Source organism: Pseudaminobacter soli (ex Zhang et al. 2022), assembly GCF_014595955.1.
In the GTDB taxonomy this organism is placed as follows: Bacteria; Pseudomonadota; Alphaproteobacteria; order Rhizobiales; family Rhizobiaceae; genus Kumtagia; species Kumtagia pseudosoli.
The window spans coordinates 1-15,660 of record NZ_JABVCF010000021.1 but is presented as its reverse complement, the minus strand read 5'-3'; the positions used below and the strand labels follow the sequence as shown (position 1 = coordinate 15,660).

Genomic DNA, 15,660 nt, shown 5'->3' with positions numbered 1-15,660 from the left:
CGCCGTATGTCTCTCCCGATGATTCCTGGGAATCACAAGGGATCCGATGCACGGATCCTTGGGCGGACAGATGGAGACTTGCTGATGCTGCTATTCAACCACCGGGATGAACCCAGTGCCGACTTTGCGTGCGAGAAAGAGCGCCTCGCTGCGCTGGTCGACGACATGGAGAGGATACATCGTGGTGTGTCGCCGGAGGTCATGGCCGGTGGCGATGCTCCCATTCTCGATCGATGGGTCCTTGCGCGGAGGGTGGTGCCGTGCCTGGCCGGCCTGTCGACCGGCCATCCGGAGCTTGTCGGCGAGAACCGGCTGATCGGCACGTCGGACCTGTGGCTTCTCTCCGAGGACCACGCCTGGGCGCGAACGCTGTCGCGCTGGTATCGGCTGGGTCGCCCGGCCGAAAACCCTGGCCTGAATGCTTGAGGCATGACCATGAGCGCCACGGATTCACAAGCCCGTCATTTCAGCCGCCGGCTTTCTGCGGCGACGCAAGGATTGCACCTCCCGAGCGAGGACGAGTTGCTGCACGGCATGAGCTTCTTCCGGGACGACCTCGGCGAGGACATCCGGGAATATGCCGAACGCCTGTCGCGGCGGATCAGGAAACGCGGCAATCCCGCGCTGGCTTCTCTCGCCGCCGCCCTAGACGAACTGACCGTCGAGCAGAGCGAGGACGGCGTGCAGTGCCTGGAGAAGTCCCTCGATGACGTCGATGACGTGAAGGGCGTGCCGGTCGAGGCGTGCCGGCTGCGGTGCCGGTACTATCTCGCCTCCTTCGGCGATCCTGGCGCTGCGGCATCGATCGCCGGCGAAGCGGCGACGCAGGCGCTGCGGGGCATCAACGGCAGCGATGAGCTGCGCATGGTCGTGCGCGCGCTCGCCTGGGCGGTGATGGCGCGCACGCTCGCCCATGCGGCCAAGGTCGACGGTCTCTATGCGTCGCGCCGCTCGCTGTCCCACATGCGGCACGGCTACGAACGCCAGTTTGAGGCGACAATCCAGCGCGCGGTGAGGCCGAAGGAACCGGAGCCGAAGCCTGCTGTCGTCGATGACCTGGCGGTCGGCCCGGAAGGCGAGGAACCAGACGCTGCCGATATGGATGGATCCGTGGTCGTGTTCACCTCCATCCGGACCGAGCGACGGCGCGCTCGGCGGCACGGCGCGCCGCTGGACATCGGGTGAGCCGAGCCAGCTCTGGCCGCCGCCTGGACCGGAGGCTCGATCCGGAAAGTCGAGGTCTCTCGAAACCCTCGTGGACACCGCGAACGGCCCCGGGAGCGGCAATGGACGTGCGTGTGCTGCAGGATTCGAAGCGGGATCGGACCTTGTCAACAATTGCGGGAATCCTTGGCCGAGCCTCGGCGCGCCGCAGCATTCGGCGAGGGTGCCTGTGACCATCGTTCGTGCCCGTTGGGACTCGACGGGCGCGTGGCTGCCTCAAAAGGGGGTCTTGAATGGACCACAAGCTCGTAAGAGCCCTTAAGGCTGTCGGCAGCAAGAGCAGGCAGGAGGCCGCGACGACGTTGGCTGGGCATTGGTCGCCGTCGGCGCGAGGCGGCATGCGGTTCGGGCGGCTCGGAACGGTTTCAGCGCCATCCTCGCCCAGGCACGGAACGGCACCCCGCATCTGATCGGCCACAAGACCGAGGGCATGACGGTCCTCGTGTCGCTCTCCGCTCTCGTCGACATGGTTCAGGCCGTCGCAAGGACCCAGTCCTTTGGAGAGGCGCTCGATGCTGAAGGATTCCGGCCAGTCTCCGGCAAGAAGATCATGGTCGGGCCGGGCTTCCCTCTGGAACCGCTTGTGAGGAGGAAATTCAAGGGGGCGGACAGCGAATGACTGCGAAGCTGACGACATGAAGATCTGGCTGCTCTCCGACCTGCATCTGGAGTACGCCGACCTGCAGCAGCCGCTGGCGATCCCCGACGCCGATGTCTGCGTCATCGCCGGAGACCTGTGCCGCGCTCCAGCCAATGGCGTGCATTGGCTGGCCAAGCACATCGCCCACGCCATGCCCTGCGTCTACGTCGCGGGAAACCATGAGTTCTACAAAGGCTCGATCAAGGAATCCCTTGAAGACGGGCGATCAGCGGCTGCGGGATTCCCCAATGTCCATTTCCTCGAGAACGACATCGTCGTCATCGGCGGGGTCCGCTTTATCGGTGCGACGCTCTGGACTGACTACCGGATCGAGGGACATCCCGAGGTGGCGATGTTCCACGCGCGCGAACGCATGAATGACCACCGCCAGATCGCCAGGCAGCGGACTCCCTGGCAGCGCTTTGTGCCTGAGGCGGCGTACCGGATGCATCAGCAGTCACGCCTGTTTATCGACTCTGCCCTCAAGGCCGACCCGATCAAGACCGTCGTGGTCACGCACCACCTGCCACACGCCGGGTCTATTTCATCGAGGTTCCAGGGTGACTTTCTCAACGCCGCCTATGCATCGGACCTGTCCGACGTGATCGAGGCCGGCCGTCCCGCGCTCTGGGTCCATGGCCACACCCATGACAGCTGCGACTACAGGGTCGGCGACACGCGCATCGTCTGCAATCCACGCGGCTACGACGTTGAGAACATCAAATTCGATCCGTTGCTGACGGTGCGGGTGTAGCTGCGTCGCCGCTGGCGGCGCGGCCCCGCGTGCATCAGCAAGCGGATGAAGGTGATCGCCTGACTCGATGCTGACATCCCCGCGCCTCCACTGGGCGGCGGTTTTCCTGCCGGGAACGCGCTCCAAGGACACCATCCGAACGAACAATGATGTCCGTTCATCGGCGCGCCGCAAGGCACGCGATTTCACCACCTTACGAGGGGAACTTCCTTGGCCGTCCCGACGAACTACTACACCGCGGATACGCATTTTTCGCATGCGCTCATGCTGTCGCCGACCGCCTGCAACAGGCCCTTTGCCGATGTCCGCGACATGGATGAATTCCTGATCCGCGCCTGGAACTCAGTCGTGATGCCGGGTGACGTCGTCTATCACCTTGGGGATTTTTCCATGGGCCTTCACGACGGCGATCGCGTGCGCAGCATCTTCGCGCGGCTCATGGGCCGGAAGATCTTGATCCTGGGCAACCATGACTACCAGAGGCAAAACCGAATCCACCCGGTTATCGCCTCGCTTGAGTGGGACCAGCCGCCGACGCAGCAACTTGAAATCACCGACGACGGACAGCGCGTCTTCCTCAGCCATTATCCGTGCCGCACCTGGCCCGGGATTCTAAAAGGCGCCTGGCATTTCTACGGTCATGCCCATGGCGAGATGCCGCATTACTACCGCTCCCGGGACGTCGGGGTCGACTGTCCGGATACAGGTTTTGCACCTCGGAGTTTCAGGCAGCTAACGCGGCAAATGAAGGAGCAACGTTTCCCAATGTACAGCCCCCGTGCCAAAACCGCGCATGAGCCGCCGAATTCGAAATTGTGACCCGTATCCCGCAAGGGGATGTGGGAATGGCAGCTTTGGGCCGATTTCAGACTGTCCGCTCTGGGGAAGCCAAAGGCCAAAGCTGCCGTTCCGGTTTCCGATCAAAGTCGCTTTCAGCGCAAACAGGAGCGCATCCACAAAGCAGACTCTCATTCCTGGCCCCCGGTTCGTATTCCTCATCTCGTAAGTGTTGAGGGCCTTGCATTAGCCTGCGACGTAAGGAGCCCAAACGTTCACTACGCGGCACACTGGAACGTGTATTGGATGGCGGGTCTGTCCGAGCCGCGCCTGCCCGTGCCAGAGCAAGGTGGGATGCCGTGCTGTCGCAGATGCTGGCGCCGGTCCGGCATCTACTCGGCAGGCAGATCAGCCGCAGCCGCTTCAGCTCCTCTATGAAAAACATCAAGCGGTGCGGCCGGACATCGATAGCCCGATTTACATGAGCGGTGACGTCCAATGGAAGGGGACTGCTCGCAACCCGGTGGCGGCTCAGGCGAGCGACGCCAGCAGCGATGCGAGAAGGGTGGCTGCGCCAAGACACACCCCCGTTGCCAGCACCACGATGGCGCTGCTCTTGAGCGGGACACGCAGAAGCTCGGAAACCGGGCTGCGGATTGCGATCGCGGCAATGGCGGTGAGCATCAGCCAATCCCCGGCAAGCCTGAGAAAACCGTGCGCCGGGAGATAGTACGGCAGAAGTGATGCGCTGCTGGACAGCAGCGTGTTGGCGACGCACAACACCAGGAAACCAAGCACGAACCAGGGAAACGGTGCCTTGCCGCTCACATTGCCGCGACCAAAGACGTATCCCACGATCACCAGGACAGGCAGCAGCAAGGAAACGCGTGCGAGCTTAACCACCACGGCAGTATTGCCGGTCTGTTCCGATACAGCATAGGCGGAGCCGATGACCTGCGCCACGTCGTGGATCGAGGCGCCGAGCATTACGCCCATTTGCGTGTCGCCAAAACCGAGGGACGCGCCCAGCAGGGGATAGACGACCATGGCGATGGTCGAAAGAATGTTGACGGTCAGAATGACAAAGAGGACATCGGCCTCCTTGCCCTTGTAACTGGGTAGGACCGACGCTGTGGCCAGCGCGGCGGACGCTCCGCAGACCGCGGTGGCGACACCAGCCACAGTGCCAAACAGACTGGATTGGGAGAGCAGGCGCGCCGCGACAACTGCAGCCGCAACCGTCATCGCCATCATGACGACAAGTCCGACAAGCGTGGCCAGGCCGAGTTGGGCAATGTCCTGCAGCGCGACGCGAAGGCCGAGCAGCACGACGGCAACCTTCAGCAGCGTCTTCGCACAGATTGCCAGACCCGGCGCGACGACCGGCTCACGACCGATCTGGCCAATGGCCAGGCCGATGACCAAAGCCAGCACCAGTGCGGGCACATCGACTGTGGGAAGCATCCAGCTCGAAGCAGTCCGGGCCGTGATCGCCACGAGGCCCGCGAGAGCCAGGCCCGGCCAGAGGAGGCTGAATTCCTCCTGAAGGCTGGAGGGGCGCGCGTCGTGCGCCGAGACTGGATCCGCATTCACCGCATGTGCCTCAGAGCTGCTCGGAGACGTGCCCCTCGGCAGCCTCTTCGCCCTTGCGTCGGAATGCACTGACGACTGACCACAGGACGATTGCGATCGTCAGGGCGGCAAGGACCGCAGCGATTGGACGATCGATGAAGCCGATGAAGCTTCCGTCCGCCTTGATCATCGAGGCGACGAAGTTGTTCTCGAGCATCGGCCCGAGAACGATGCCCAGAATGATCGGCGCAACGGGAAACTCGTTCTCCTCCAGGAAGAACCCGAAGAGCCCGAAAGCCAGCATGATCAAGACATCGAACAGGTTGTTGTTGATGGCGTAAGCGCCGACCATTGCGAACAGCAAGATGATCGGCATGAGCACCCGGCGCGGAACCTTGAGCACGTGACGTGCTGTCTTGATGATCGCCCATCCAAGCGGGATCATCAGCAGGTTTGCCAGCAGGAAGATCAGGAAGATCGCATAGACGTTCTGCGGCGCGTGGATGAAGATGGTCGGACCGGGATTGAGGTTCTTCATATAGAGCACGCCAATCGCGATGGCGGTGATGGAGTCGCCGGGAATGCCGAAGACCAGGGCGGGAATCCAGGTTCCGCCCAGCGCGCTGTTGTTGGAGGCGCCCGCTTCCACCAAACCTTCCGGGTGACCGGTACCGAACTTCTCCGGCTCCTTGGAAAAGCGCTTGCTCATGGCGTAGGACATCCAGGCCGCGATATCGGCGCCAGCGCCGGGGAGCGCACCTATAATCGTGCCGAGCACGCTGCCGCGTGCGAGTGGCCAAGGGTACTTCTTTGCCAGCCCCCACATACCGCGGAAGATGCCGTCTATGCCGCCGACATTCGGCGCGCGAACGGCTTCCGGGCGGATGATCGAGCGCAGAACTTCCGAAACAGCAAACATACCCACCATCACAGGGATCAGCGAGAACCCGCTCAAGAGATCGACGCTGCCGAATGTGAAGCGTGGTAGCCCAGCCGGGTTCTGCATGCCGACCAATGCAATGGAGAGGCCAACGAGCAGCATGAGAACGGCTTTGACAGGCCGGCGCGCACCGATGAACACGGCACCGCCGAGACCCAGCAGCACCAGCCAGAAGAATTCGACCGAACTGAAGTGCAGGGCGAAGTCGGCGAGCGCGGGTGCCGCAAGCATCAGGACGAGCGCTCCGAAAAGCCCTCCGATGACCGAAAATACCAAACCGATCCCGAGCGCGCGCTCAGGATGGCCCTTCACGTTCATCTGATGCGCCTCATCGACATAGGCGGCTGAAGCGGGCGTGCCCGGAATGCGCAGCAGGCAGCCCGGGATATCGCCAGAAAAGATCGCCATTGCGCTGGTCGTCACGATAGCCGCGATGGCGGGGATCGGAGGCATGAAGAACGTCAGGGGCACCAGAAGCGCAATCGCCATTGTGGCGGAAAGGCCCGGAATGCAGCCGATCACCAGGCCATAAACGCCCGACAGGAGCATCACCCCCAGCACGTAGGGATTGAAGACCATCTCGAAGGCAAGGAGGTATGCGTCCAACATGACAGATGCTCTTCAGCCCTAGAAAAGATCGCTGCGTGGCAGCGGGACCCGCAGCAGCATGTCGAAAATGCCGTAGACCAGTATGACCATTCCGATCGTAGTCGGTACCGCCACCACGAGCCGTACGGACAGCGCGACAAGCAAGCCAAGAAGGACCAGTGCGGCGGTAAGCAGGAAGCCGAGTTCATCGACGGCGTAGACGTAGAAAATAACCGCGGTTGGCACGAGCAGGAACTGCAGCAGTCGCCGCGGGTCGCGAACCCAATTGTCGAACGCGACAAACGGCTGCGATCCGACCTGCGACCAAGACGCCGCGATCATGATCGCAGCCGAGATGCCCATCGCCAGGGCGATCCACTCGGGGAAGAAGGCCGGGCCATACGTTTGGTCGCCAGGGTTCGGCAGGCCCTGCGCCGATGTCCAGAGGACGATCGAAAACAGGAGCAGAATGATTCCGCTGGTGACGTCGTTTACCTTCATGGCCGGCCTCCCTGCCCTCGCCTACTTCGCCAGACCGAGGTCCTTGAGGATCGCGCCGTTGACGATATCGGCCTCAACCATGAAGGCAGCGAAGTCGGCGCCATTGCGCCACTTCATGCCGAAGCCACGGTTCTTCATGAAATCCGCGAACTCCTGGCTGTTGTAAGCTTTCTCCAGGGCGGCGCTGAGCTTTGCGATGGCCTCATCGGGCATGCCGACCGGGCCGGCAAAACCTCGCCACGTCGCATAGCTCCAGTCGACGCCGGATGCTTCCTTGACAGTCTGGACATCGTCGAAACCTGGAAGGCGTTCGTCAGCCATCACCGCCAGTGGGCGAACCTTGCCGGCCTCGGTAAGGGCACGCGTTTCGCCGAGCGACGAGCCCACGACTTCGACACCACCGGCAACCAGTTCCTGCTGCGCAGTAGCGGCCGAATCCATGGTGACCCACGGGGCGGAGTCGGGAGCAAGACCGGCAGCCTTCATCAGGCCTGCAATGCCGATATGCGACACCGCACCTGCGCCACCGCCGGAGGACTTGTACTTGCCCGGCTCCGCTTTGACCGCCTCGATGAACTCGCCGACCGTCTTGTACGGCGCGTCCGCACGAACCGTCACGGCTGCCGGATCAAAGTTGACTTGGCCAAAGGGCACGAAGTCGGTCGACTTCAGCTGGCTGAAGCCCACCCAGTGCATCGTCGTGACTTCCATCGTGATCATGCCGATCGTGTAGCCGTCCGGCTTTGCGCCGGCGATTGCCTGATGGCCGACGGCGCCACTGCCCCCCGTCTTGTTGATGACGGCGATCGGCTGGCCGAGCTCTTTCTCCATGAGCGACGCTATGATGCGTGCAACCGCATCGGAGCCGCCGCCCGCGCCCCACGGCACCACCATCTGGATCGGGCGATCCGGATATTCAGCGAATGCAGGCGATGCCGCGGTGGACGCCAGCGCCACTGCGGCGAAGGCGGAAAGTAGATTTCTACGAGTCAGCATGATTCCTCCAGAGTGCTGTTCAGTGTCTATTGCTGGGATGGTCTAAGTGCGCCGAGTTCCGACAAGACGTGCTGGCGCTTGGCGACCAGACTGCGAAGGCGACGAGTTTCGGCTTCGACGACGCCGACGCCTGGGTCTCTTCGGGCAAGCCCGGCATCGACGATGGCGCGTGCGGTAACTTCCGAGACGCGTGGATAGAGCGTCTCGGAAAGGGGTGTGGGCAGGATGTTCTGCTCGGAAAGCTCATGGTCGGGCACGTCGCCGGCGATCGCAGCGGCAGCGGCCAGATAGACGTCGCGGGTCAGTCGCTTGGCGCGAGTGTCCAGAGCGCCCCGCATCAGTGCCGGGAAGGCGAGCACATTGTTGCACTGGTTGACATAGTCGAAGCGACCGGTGCCAATGATCGCGGCGCCGCCGGCGATCGCCTCCTCCGGCATTATTTCCGGAATAGGATTGGCCAGCGCCAGGATGACCGGAGCCGGGGCCATCGTCCTGACCATGTCGGCAGTCAACTGCGCAGCGACGGATACTCCGATGAATGCCGTCGCACCCCGGATCGCCTCAGTCAGCCCGCCTGTGATGCGACCATGGTTCGATGCTGCCGCGATGCGCCGGTGATGTTCCGTAGCGCAGGAGCGCCCCTCGCAAAGTATGCCGTCCCGCTCATGAACGATGATGTCACGGACACCCAGGCCGAGCAGCAGATCGAAAACGGCACTGCCGGCGGCGCCAGCGCCATTTATGACTACTCGCTGTTGGGCCGCGGAGCGGCCCAGCACCTTCCACGCGTTGATGAGTGCCGCCATTGCGACGGTGGCAGTGCCGTACTGATCGTCGTGGATGCAAGGCACCGACAGTTCGGCATCAAGGCGTTGCATCACCGAAAAGCAGGTCGGTGCCGACACGTCTTCCAGATTGAAGCCGCCGAACCCCGGCTCGAGCGCCTTGATGGTGTGGACAAGATCATCGCCGTCGGCGACGTTCAGACACAACGGTATTGCGTCGATGCCTGTAAGCAGCTTGAACATCGCTGCTTTGCCTTCCATGACCGGGACGGCGGCATGCGGACCCGTCCTGCCCCATCCGAGCACCGCCGTGCCATCGGTGACTACGCCGACGGTGTTGTCCTTGGATGTAAGCTCATGCAGCGCTTCCGGATGATCCATGATCTCGCGCACCGAGTAGGCGACACCCGGCGTGTAAAGCGTTGCCACGTCGTCCAGGTCTCCGACCAGAACCTTGGGCAGCATCTCGATCTTGCCATGTCCGAAGTAGGGCGAGCGATTTGCCGCCAGCGCCGCTTCGGGCCGGATGGAAAATGGACGATTCATGCAATTTCCCTACGGGCATGGCCGGCTACTAGCCGGCCATGCGGCTGCTACAAATTCAATTTCTGGAAACCAGGCGGCCAATCGTCTTGTTGGCGGCCTCACGGCCTTCCCGCACCAAGATTTCGTAGAGCGGGATCTGGCCGATCTGCGACCAGACGTAATTCTTGAGCTGGTTGTACTCCCGCCCCTTGCCAGCCACGCCGAGCTGGCTCTCGGCATGTTCACGTAGCAGTGGCGCCGTGTAGAGGTGCGCCGCACCCATCGTGTAAGGCCAGTTCATGTCGGCCAGATGGGTGACCCATTGCTCGGCCGGCTGCGGAGCGAGCACGAGCCTGCCGCCCTTGCGTTCGAGCAGCCCGTAGTCGACAGGATCGACCTGCGCGAGAACCGCCGCCGCCTGAATGAAGTGAGAGACCCGATCGAGGCCGACCCAGTCGCAGACCACGTCGCGACCATCCATGCCGGCATTGAGCGCCGAAAGCTGGTGCGCCGCCGCCATCGCCATGACGATGCGCGAATCGTAACGGCGGTACATCAGCTCCGCTGTGACGTAGATGCAGTGCGCGTGCCAGGTGTCGTCATAGACGGTGCGCGGCTCCTCGAGCCACGAACCATCATTCTGCCACTGGTAGAGCCAGACCTTGGGATATTCGTGCACGCACAGCGCTGCTGACGGCAGGTCGCGATTGATCGGGATTCCGAACATCTGGCGGTAGTTGTTCGTGTAGGCCTCGGCCATGCGGATGTTGTACGCGACTGTCACCGCAAGGCCGCCCGGGTGCGCATTGTAGAAATCATTGTGGCTCGAAGGCGCAGTCAGGTAGGTCTGCGGCGTCATGTTGCCGGCCGGGAAGACGTAGTCGGGGCTATCGTCCTTGTTGAAGAACCCAAGCCGGACCATCTCGTCGAAGATCCTGCGACGGTCCTGGTCGGTCGGATAGAGCTCCAGGAACGCGACTTTCGGACCGGCGATGCATTCGGTCATCAGTTCGCGGTACTGCTGGTTTTCGAGGCTGGCGGCGACCTGCAGCAGCTCGTTGTAGGCGGCAGAGACGATGCGCGAGGACCGTGCCATGTCTTCCGGCGACATGGCTACGACCTGCTCGAGTGAGCGAGTCGGCGTCAGGTCGAGTTCGGCCGAAAACGCAGAGTACTCAAACTTGCCTGGCACCGGCGCCCCGACGCAGCCGCAGAATCTTAATTTACACATGACATTCCTCCCGGTGGCGCATGGATTGGTCAGGCCGCGTAGCGCTTCAGCCTGACGTCGGCAGTGATCTCGTGGGCCAGCATGCCTTCCATGTGGCAGAGCCGGCCCATGATGGGCGCAATGCGACCGCTGGCCTCGGCTGACAGCCGCTGATAGGTAACGGTCTTGATGAACTTGCCGACCCAAAGGCCACCCGTGTATCGGGCAGCACCTGCCGTCGGCAGCGTATGGTTGGTACCGACACCCTTGTCGCCATACGCAACCGTGCTCTCCTCACCGACGAACAGGCTTCCGTAGTTGCGCAGCTTCTTCAGGAAGTAGGCATTGTCGGCGGTCATGACTTCGAGATGTTCCGGCGCGTAGACGTCCGACAAGGCAATCGCCTCGTCGAAATCAGCCACGACCGCGACCTCGCCGTGGTCGCGCCAAGCCAGCGACGCGACTGCCGCCGTCGGCAAAGTCTCCAACTGACGCTCGACTTCACGGATGACCGCGGCACCAATCTCTTCCGAAGTCGTGATCAGCCACGCCGGACTGTCCGGCCCGTGTTCGGCCTGACCGAGCAGATCGGTCGCGACAAGCGCCGGATCGGCGGTCTCGTCGGCGATCACCATGATCTCGGTCGGCCCGGCGAGCAGATCGATGCCGACCTGCCCGAACAGCTGGCGCTTGGCCTCGGCCACGAAGGCATTGCCCGGCCCGGTGATGATGTCGACGGCCGGCATGCCTAGGCAGCCATAGGCCATCGCGCCCAGAGCCTGGACACCGCCGAGCACGAACACCTCGTCGGCGCCGGCCTTGTGCAGGGCATAGATCTGCGGCGCGAACATGCCGTCCTTGTCACGCGGCGGCGCGCAGGCAATCACATTTTCGACGCCGGCCACGCGAGCGGTCGCGATGCTCATGATGGCGGCCGAGATCAGCGGATACTTCCCGCCCGGAATGTAGCAGCCGGCGCTTGTGACCGGGATCAGCTTCTGACCCAGCACGATGCCGGGCTCGATCTCGCTTTCGAATTCGCTCATGCTGTCGCGCTGGCGCTTGGCGAATTCGGTCACCATTCGATAAGCGAAATCGAAGTCCTCCTTGAAGGATTCCGGCAGGCGCGAGGAGGCTTCGCGGAACGCATCCTTGGAGACGCGAAAATCGGGTCTCTCCCATTTGTCGAGCGTCGCGGCATAGCGGCGGACGGCATCGTCACGATTCTCGGCGATATCGGCCAGCATCTTGCGCACCGTATCTTCGACGCCATTCGACGCTTGGCGGAATTTTGGCGCAGCCTTCTTCAGGAACTTGGTCATGGTCACAGGTCTCGATTCAATTCACAGACATTAGGCGCTGAATGCGGCGCGACATGTCTTCAATCCGCGGGAATAGGCAGCAGTCAGCATCGCGCGGTCCGAAGGCACGGTCACCGTCTCAGCACCCGCCGCACGCCACGTCTTCATCTCGGCTTCGAGCGCAGCTGGTTCAGTACCTCCCAACGACACGACGCAGTCGCAACCGGCGGACTTTGCGGCCTTCAGGACTCTCTGCTGCGAATCCCACACCTCCGGGCGGCCCGTGTCGCCCTCGAAGCCGAGACTGAACGCCAGATCAAAGGGGCCGAGCACGACGCCGGTCAGTCCGGCGGCCAGGATGGCATCGACGTTCTGGACACCGGGACCGCTTTCGATCAGGCCCCAGATGTGCAGCGCGTTTCCGCGCTTGATCACCGACTGGAAGTCATGGATGCCATGGACGCTGGTGCGCGTGGTTCCGCACGCCCCACGGATTCCCTTGCCGGGAAAGCGGCACGCGGCAACCATGTCTGCGGCCTGCTGGGCTATCTCAACCTTCGGAACAAGGACCCCATCCACCCCGAGATCAAGCGCCTTCTGCAAGGTGCGCTGGTCGCCGCCGAGAACCCGGACTATGGCCGCCGACCCCAAGGCCTGCGTCGCCCGAACGAGATGCACGGTCGTGTCCCAGCCGAACGTCCCGTGCTCCATGTCGATGATGCAAAAATCGTAACCAGCACCGGCCGCCGCTTCGCAGGCCTCCGGGTTGGGTGACTGGATCCAGGTGCCGACGCCGGCGCCGCCCGTCCATGGCTGCGCCATCATGCCGCTCCCTTGACTGCCGCGCGGGCGGCGTCGATTTCGCGCTTGGCGCCGCTCTTCAGGAGTTCGATGTCGGTGGCGACGGTCACCATGCGGTAGCCCGCCTTGGCATAGGCGCCGGCTACTTCTCCATTCGGGCAATGCAGCCCGACAGCGATCCCGGCGGCATCGCAGGCCTTCTTGATCGTGGCGACGGCATCGATGAAGCGTGTGTCATCAGACGGCATCTTCGGCCCGATGCCCAGGCTTATCGAAAGGTCGACCGAGCCGATGTAGATCGCCGACAGGCCGGGCGTGTTGGCGATCGCCTCGACGTTCTCGATGCCTTTCACGGTCTCGATCATGGCTACCGCCGCGACATCGCCGAGCACCTCGGGATCCATCGTCCCCCGCAGCATGGAGGCACGCACCGGTCCGTAGGAGCGGACGCCATGCGGCGGATAGCGGCACGCCTGCACAAGCTGGGCCGCGACACTCGCATGCTCGACCATCGGCACGACGACGCCCGACGCCCCGCCGTCGAGCACCTTGCCGATCATCTCGATGTCGCAATGCGGCACTCGGACCAGTGGATGCGCGCCATGGAATTGCGCGGCGCGCACCATGCCGATGGCCTGCGCGATGTCGGCTACGCCGTGCTGCAGGTCGACCAGCACATAGTCGCAACCCTGAGCGGCGGACATCTCCATCGCGAGATCGTTGTTGAGATAACACCATACGCCGCAGGCAACTTCCTTGCGGCGCCACATCTCGACCAAACCGTTCTTCACGTCGTCACCTCAAAAAATCCATCAATCAGCAGGTCAGCGCGACGGACCGCGCGGCGAGCGTTTGCCATCCGACCCGCGCGCCGGCGCGCTATCTTGGACGACGCTTGGTGCAACCAGCCGGCTCGTCCGCAGCAGGAGCATGAGAAGCGATTCCGCCGTCGCCACATGCTTGCGCATGGCCGCCTCCGCACGCGACCCGTCGGCAGCACGAAGCGCATCGAGGATTTCGGCATGTTCAGCGACTGACTGGTCCTGGCGCTGAGGCATGCCGAGCACCACCTGCCTGAAACTGTTCGTGATCATCCGGAAGCGCTCGATTTCGCGCGCCAGCGGCGGATTGCGCGCGGCCTCGATGATCGCATCATGAAAAATCTGATTGGTCTCGATGAACGCCGCGGGCGACTCTGTCTGCTCGCCCTTCATCCGCTCGTGCATCACGGCGAGTACGTCGACTTCGGTTTTCGTGATGCGCTCTGCGGCAAGACGAGCGGCAAGCCCCTCCATGACGGCAATCATCGGATAGATGTTGGCGACTTCTTCGACGGTCAGCTGACGTACGATGGTCGATGAGCCACGCCGCTCCAGCAGCCCCTCTTGAATCAGCCGGCGGACGGCCTCGCGAACAGGCGTTCTGCTGACATTGAAGCGCGCAGCAAGATCCTCCTCCTGCAGCAACGCCTTCGGAAGCAATCTCTGCTGACGGATATCATCGAACAGCACACGATAGACCACCTCCGATGCGGACTCGCTCACTCCCACCTCCTCAGGCTCGGACGCAGCTCTTAGCCAACAACGGATACATGAATCAAGACCTATGTATCCATGGCGGCGCGAACTTGTTTATAACTGGTAGAACAGTATGCATACCTTTGATGCAACTGATCGGACGCCAGGGCTGCGATCGTCCCTTGGCAGTTGTGCTGTGTGCTGGCGAGGTTTCTGGTGGCCAAGCGACGAAGGGTTTGTCCACCTCGGGAGGTTGAAATGGCCGAAGCATTCGAAGGCCATGACATCAACCTTGATGGAGAGATCGCGGCCGGTGTCCCGCGCAAGACCTTCGCCCAAGCGACATGGCTAATCGTCATCGCCGACGTATCGATGTCGCTCGACAACGTGCTCGCGGTCGCGGGTGCTGCACGTGATCATGTGCCCGTCATGGTATTTGGCCTGGTCCTGTCCATCGCGATGATGGGCCTGGCTGCCACATATATCGCGCGCCCACTGCAGCGTTACCGCTGGATCGCCTATGTCGGCCTCGCCATCATCCTTTATGTCGCGCTGGAGATGATCTACCGCGGGTCCCACGAGGTTTTGGCGCATCTCAATTCCTGAGGTCATAACGCGCGGCCTGGCTGGGATATGACGCAGCCAAGGCCGCCTCTGGCGTTTGGTAAACGGGCAGCGCAGGCCACGTCAGCTTGCGGGACACGATCGGCCTTAGGTGCGCACGGCACCTGCCCCATCTGCCCTAGCGCGCCAGTCCCGACGCCGCACCCTCTAGCGCGAGCGGATTCGTTCTCTGGCGCAGCCGCGACTTACGGCGTGATCTCTGGAGATATCTGCTTCCGGGTAAGCCACAACTGACCTCTACGACCGACATGGGCGCAAAGCTGACATCCCACACCGCAGTCGGCTACGGGTCAGCTCTTCGCCTACGGAGATTGGACCCGGATCAGGCTCTGCTACGCGCCACAATGTTCCGATTTTGGATCTGTATGTCGGAAACGTCGCTTATCGCGTCATTTTCGGTACGCCACATCGAGCACAGCCAAGCCGATTGCCCTGGGCGCCAAGAGATTGTCACGCCCTGTCTCCGCTCTAACCTGCCCAGGAATGTCTGCTTCGGGTACCGGTTTAGCTAATTGCTGCCCTCCGGCAATGTTTAGTCGAGCGTGAGGTCGCGTCTTCAGGCAGCAGGCCGGTGTGATCGACGAGCGCGCCCGCGTTAGGGGCAGCCGCGGCGGTGTCGAACTGCAAGTGCATGTGCCACGATCATGACAAAAGTTGGTCTGCCACCACCACGAATATAGTGACTAACTTTACTCGAGCGAAACGATGCCTGAAACCAAAGCAGCCAAGCGTCCGCGCGGCCGTCCGCGGAAATATCCAGAGGCATCGATGACACCGGCCGAGCGGCAGGCCGAGCGCCGGCGACGGCAGAATCGGGCCGAGTCCGACCTTGACGCGCTCCGGGACGCTATCGGACGGATCATCCGTCACACCGAACGTCTCTATGCGGTCATGTATAGTGGGAA

General features: G+C 62.6%; 16 protein-coding genes and 1 pseudogene. 7 read left to right on the top strand and 10 right to left on the bottom strand.

Annotated features, from left to right (window positions below; translation table 11 throughout):
* Positions 1-84: 84 nt before the first annotated feature.
* The 5 genes from HUI96_RS26700 (at position 85) to HUI96_RS26680 (ending at position 3,437) form a co-directional block, all read left to right on the top strand.
* Positions 85-426 carry a DUF6634 family protein gene (locus HUI96_RS26700; RefSeq protein WP_188257750.1) on the top strand — a complete coding sequence of 114 codons (342 nt, stop codon included), beginning with the start codon at positions 85-87 and terminating at the stop codon, positions 424-426.
* Between the two features lie 9 nt (positions 427-435).
* Positions 436-1,185, top strand: coding sequence for a hypothetical protein (locus HUI96_RS26695; RefSeq protein ID WP_188257749.1), 750 nt, complete (start codon positions 436-438; stop codon positions 1,183-1,185).
* Positions 1,186-1,537: 352 nt separating this feature from the next.
* Positions 1,538-1,843 carry a hypothetical protein gene (locus HUI96_RS26690; RefSeq protein ID WP_188257748.1) on the top strand — a complete coding sequence of 102 codons (306 nt, stop codon included), beginning with the start codon at positions 1,538-1,540 and terminating at the stop codon, positions 1,841-1,843.
* Positions 1,844-1,859: 16 nt separating this feature from the next.
* The gene (locus HUI96_RS26685; protein ID WP_188257747.1) at positions 1,860-2,618 is read left to right on the top strand and encodes a metallophosphoesterase; all 759 of its coding nucleotides are present in this window, start codon (positions 1,860-1,862) and stop codon (positions 2,616-2,618) included.
* Between the two features lie 210 nt (positions 2,619-2,828).
* Entirely contained in the window at positions 2,829-3,437 is a 609-nt protein-coding gene (locus tag HUI96_RS26680) for a metallophosphoesterase (RefSeq protein WP_237684401.1), read from the top strand.
* 489 nt (positions 3,438-3,926) lie between these two features.
* Here HUI96_RS26680 and HUI96_RS26675 read toward each other — a convergent pair whose 3' ends face one another.
* Genes HUI96_RS26675 through HUI96_RS26630 form a run of 10 tightly spaced genes read right to left on the bottom strand, consistent with a single transcriptional unit; the run spans position 3,927 to position 14,158 of the window.
* Positions 3,927-4,988, bottom strand: coding sequence for a putative sulfate exporter family transporter (locus HUI96_RS26675; protein ID WP_188257746.1), 1,062 nt, complete (start codon positions 4,986-4,988; stop codon positions 3,927-3,929).
* Between the two features lie 10 nt (positions 4,989-4,998).
* Positions 4,999-6,516, bottom strand: coding sequence for a tripartite tricarboxylate transporter permease (locus HUI96_RS26670; protein WP_188257745.1), 1,518 nt, complete (start codon positions 6,514-6,516; stop codon positions 4,999-5,001).
* Between the two features lie 18 nt (positions 6,517-6,534).
* On the bottom strand, positions 6,535-6,996 hold the full coding sequence (locus tag HUI96_RS26665; RefSeq protein ID WP_188257744.1) for a tripartite tricarboxylate transporter TctB family protein: 462 nt from the start codon (positions 6,994-6,996) through the stop codon (positions 6,535-6,537).
* A gap of 21 nt (positions 6,997-7,017) precedes the next feature.
* Positions 7,018-7,992, bottom strand: a complete 975-nt coding sequence (locus tag HUI96_RS26660; protein WP_188257743.1) for a tripartite tricarboxylate transporter substrate binding protein — start codon at positions 7,990-7,992, stop codon at positions 7,018-7,020.
* 26 nt (positions 7,993-8,018) lie between these two features.
* A complete protein-coding gene (locus HUI96_RS26655) occupies positions 8,019-9,323 on the bottom strand; it encodes an NAD(P)-dependent malic enzyme (RefSeq protein ID WP_188257742.1) in 1,305 nt (434 codons plus the stop codon).
* 55 nt (positions 9,324-9,378) lie between these two features.
* Positions 9,379-10,533: a hypothetical protein gene (locus HUI96_RS26650; protein ID WP_188257741.1), complete on the bottom strand. Its 1,155-nt coding sequence runs from the start codon at positions 10,531-10,533 to the stop codon at positions 9,379-9,381.
* 29 nt (positions 10,534-10,562) lie between these two features.
* Positions 10,563-11,834 (bottom strand): histidinol dehydrogenase, encoded by a 1,272-nt coding sequence (gene hisD, locus HUI96_RS26645; RefSeq protein WP_188257740.1) that lies wholly within the window; start codon positions 11,832-11,834, stop codon positions 10,563-10,565.
* Positions 11,835-11,864: 30 nt separating this feature from the next.
* Positions 11,865-12,638, bottom strand: coding sequence for an HpcH/HpaI aldolase family protein (locus HUI96_RS26640; protein WP_188257739.1), 774 nt, complete (start codon positions 12,636-12,638; stop codon positions 11,865-11,867).
* A complete protein-coding gene (locus HUI96_RS26635) occupies positions 12,635-13,405 on the bottom strand; it encodes an aldolase/citrate lyase family protein (RefSeq protein ID WP_188257738.1) in 771 nt (256 codons plus the stop codon). The genes HUI96_RS26640 and HUI96_RS26635 overlap by 4 nt, the downstream gene beginning before the upstream one ends.
* A 33-nt stretch (positions 13,406-13,438) precedes the next feature.
* Positions 13,439-14,158: an FCD domain-containing protein gene (locus tag HUI96_RS26630; RefSeq protein ID WP_188257737.1), complete on the bottom strand. Its 720-nt coding sequence runs from the start codon at positions 14,156-14,158 to the stop codon at positions 13,439-13,441.
* 234 nt (positions 14,159-14,392) lie between these two features.
* Here HUI96_RS26630 and HUI96_RS26625 point away from each other — a divergent pair.
* A pseudogene (locus tag HUI96_RS26625) lies at positions 14,393-14,737 on the top strand (TerC family protein); the annotation flags it as partial.
* 723 nt (positions 14,738-15,460) lie between these two features.
* The coding region (locus tag HUI96_RS29170; protein ID WP_210320337.1) for a hypothetical protein at positions 15,461-15,660 on the top strand (200 nt) is incomplete at its 3' end.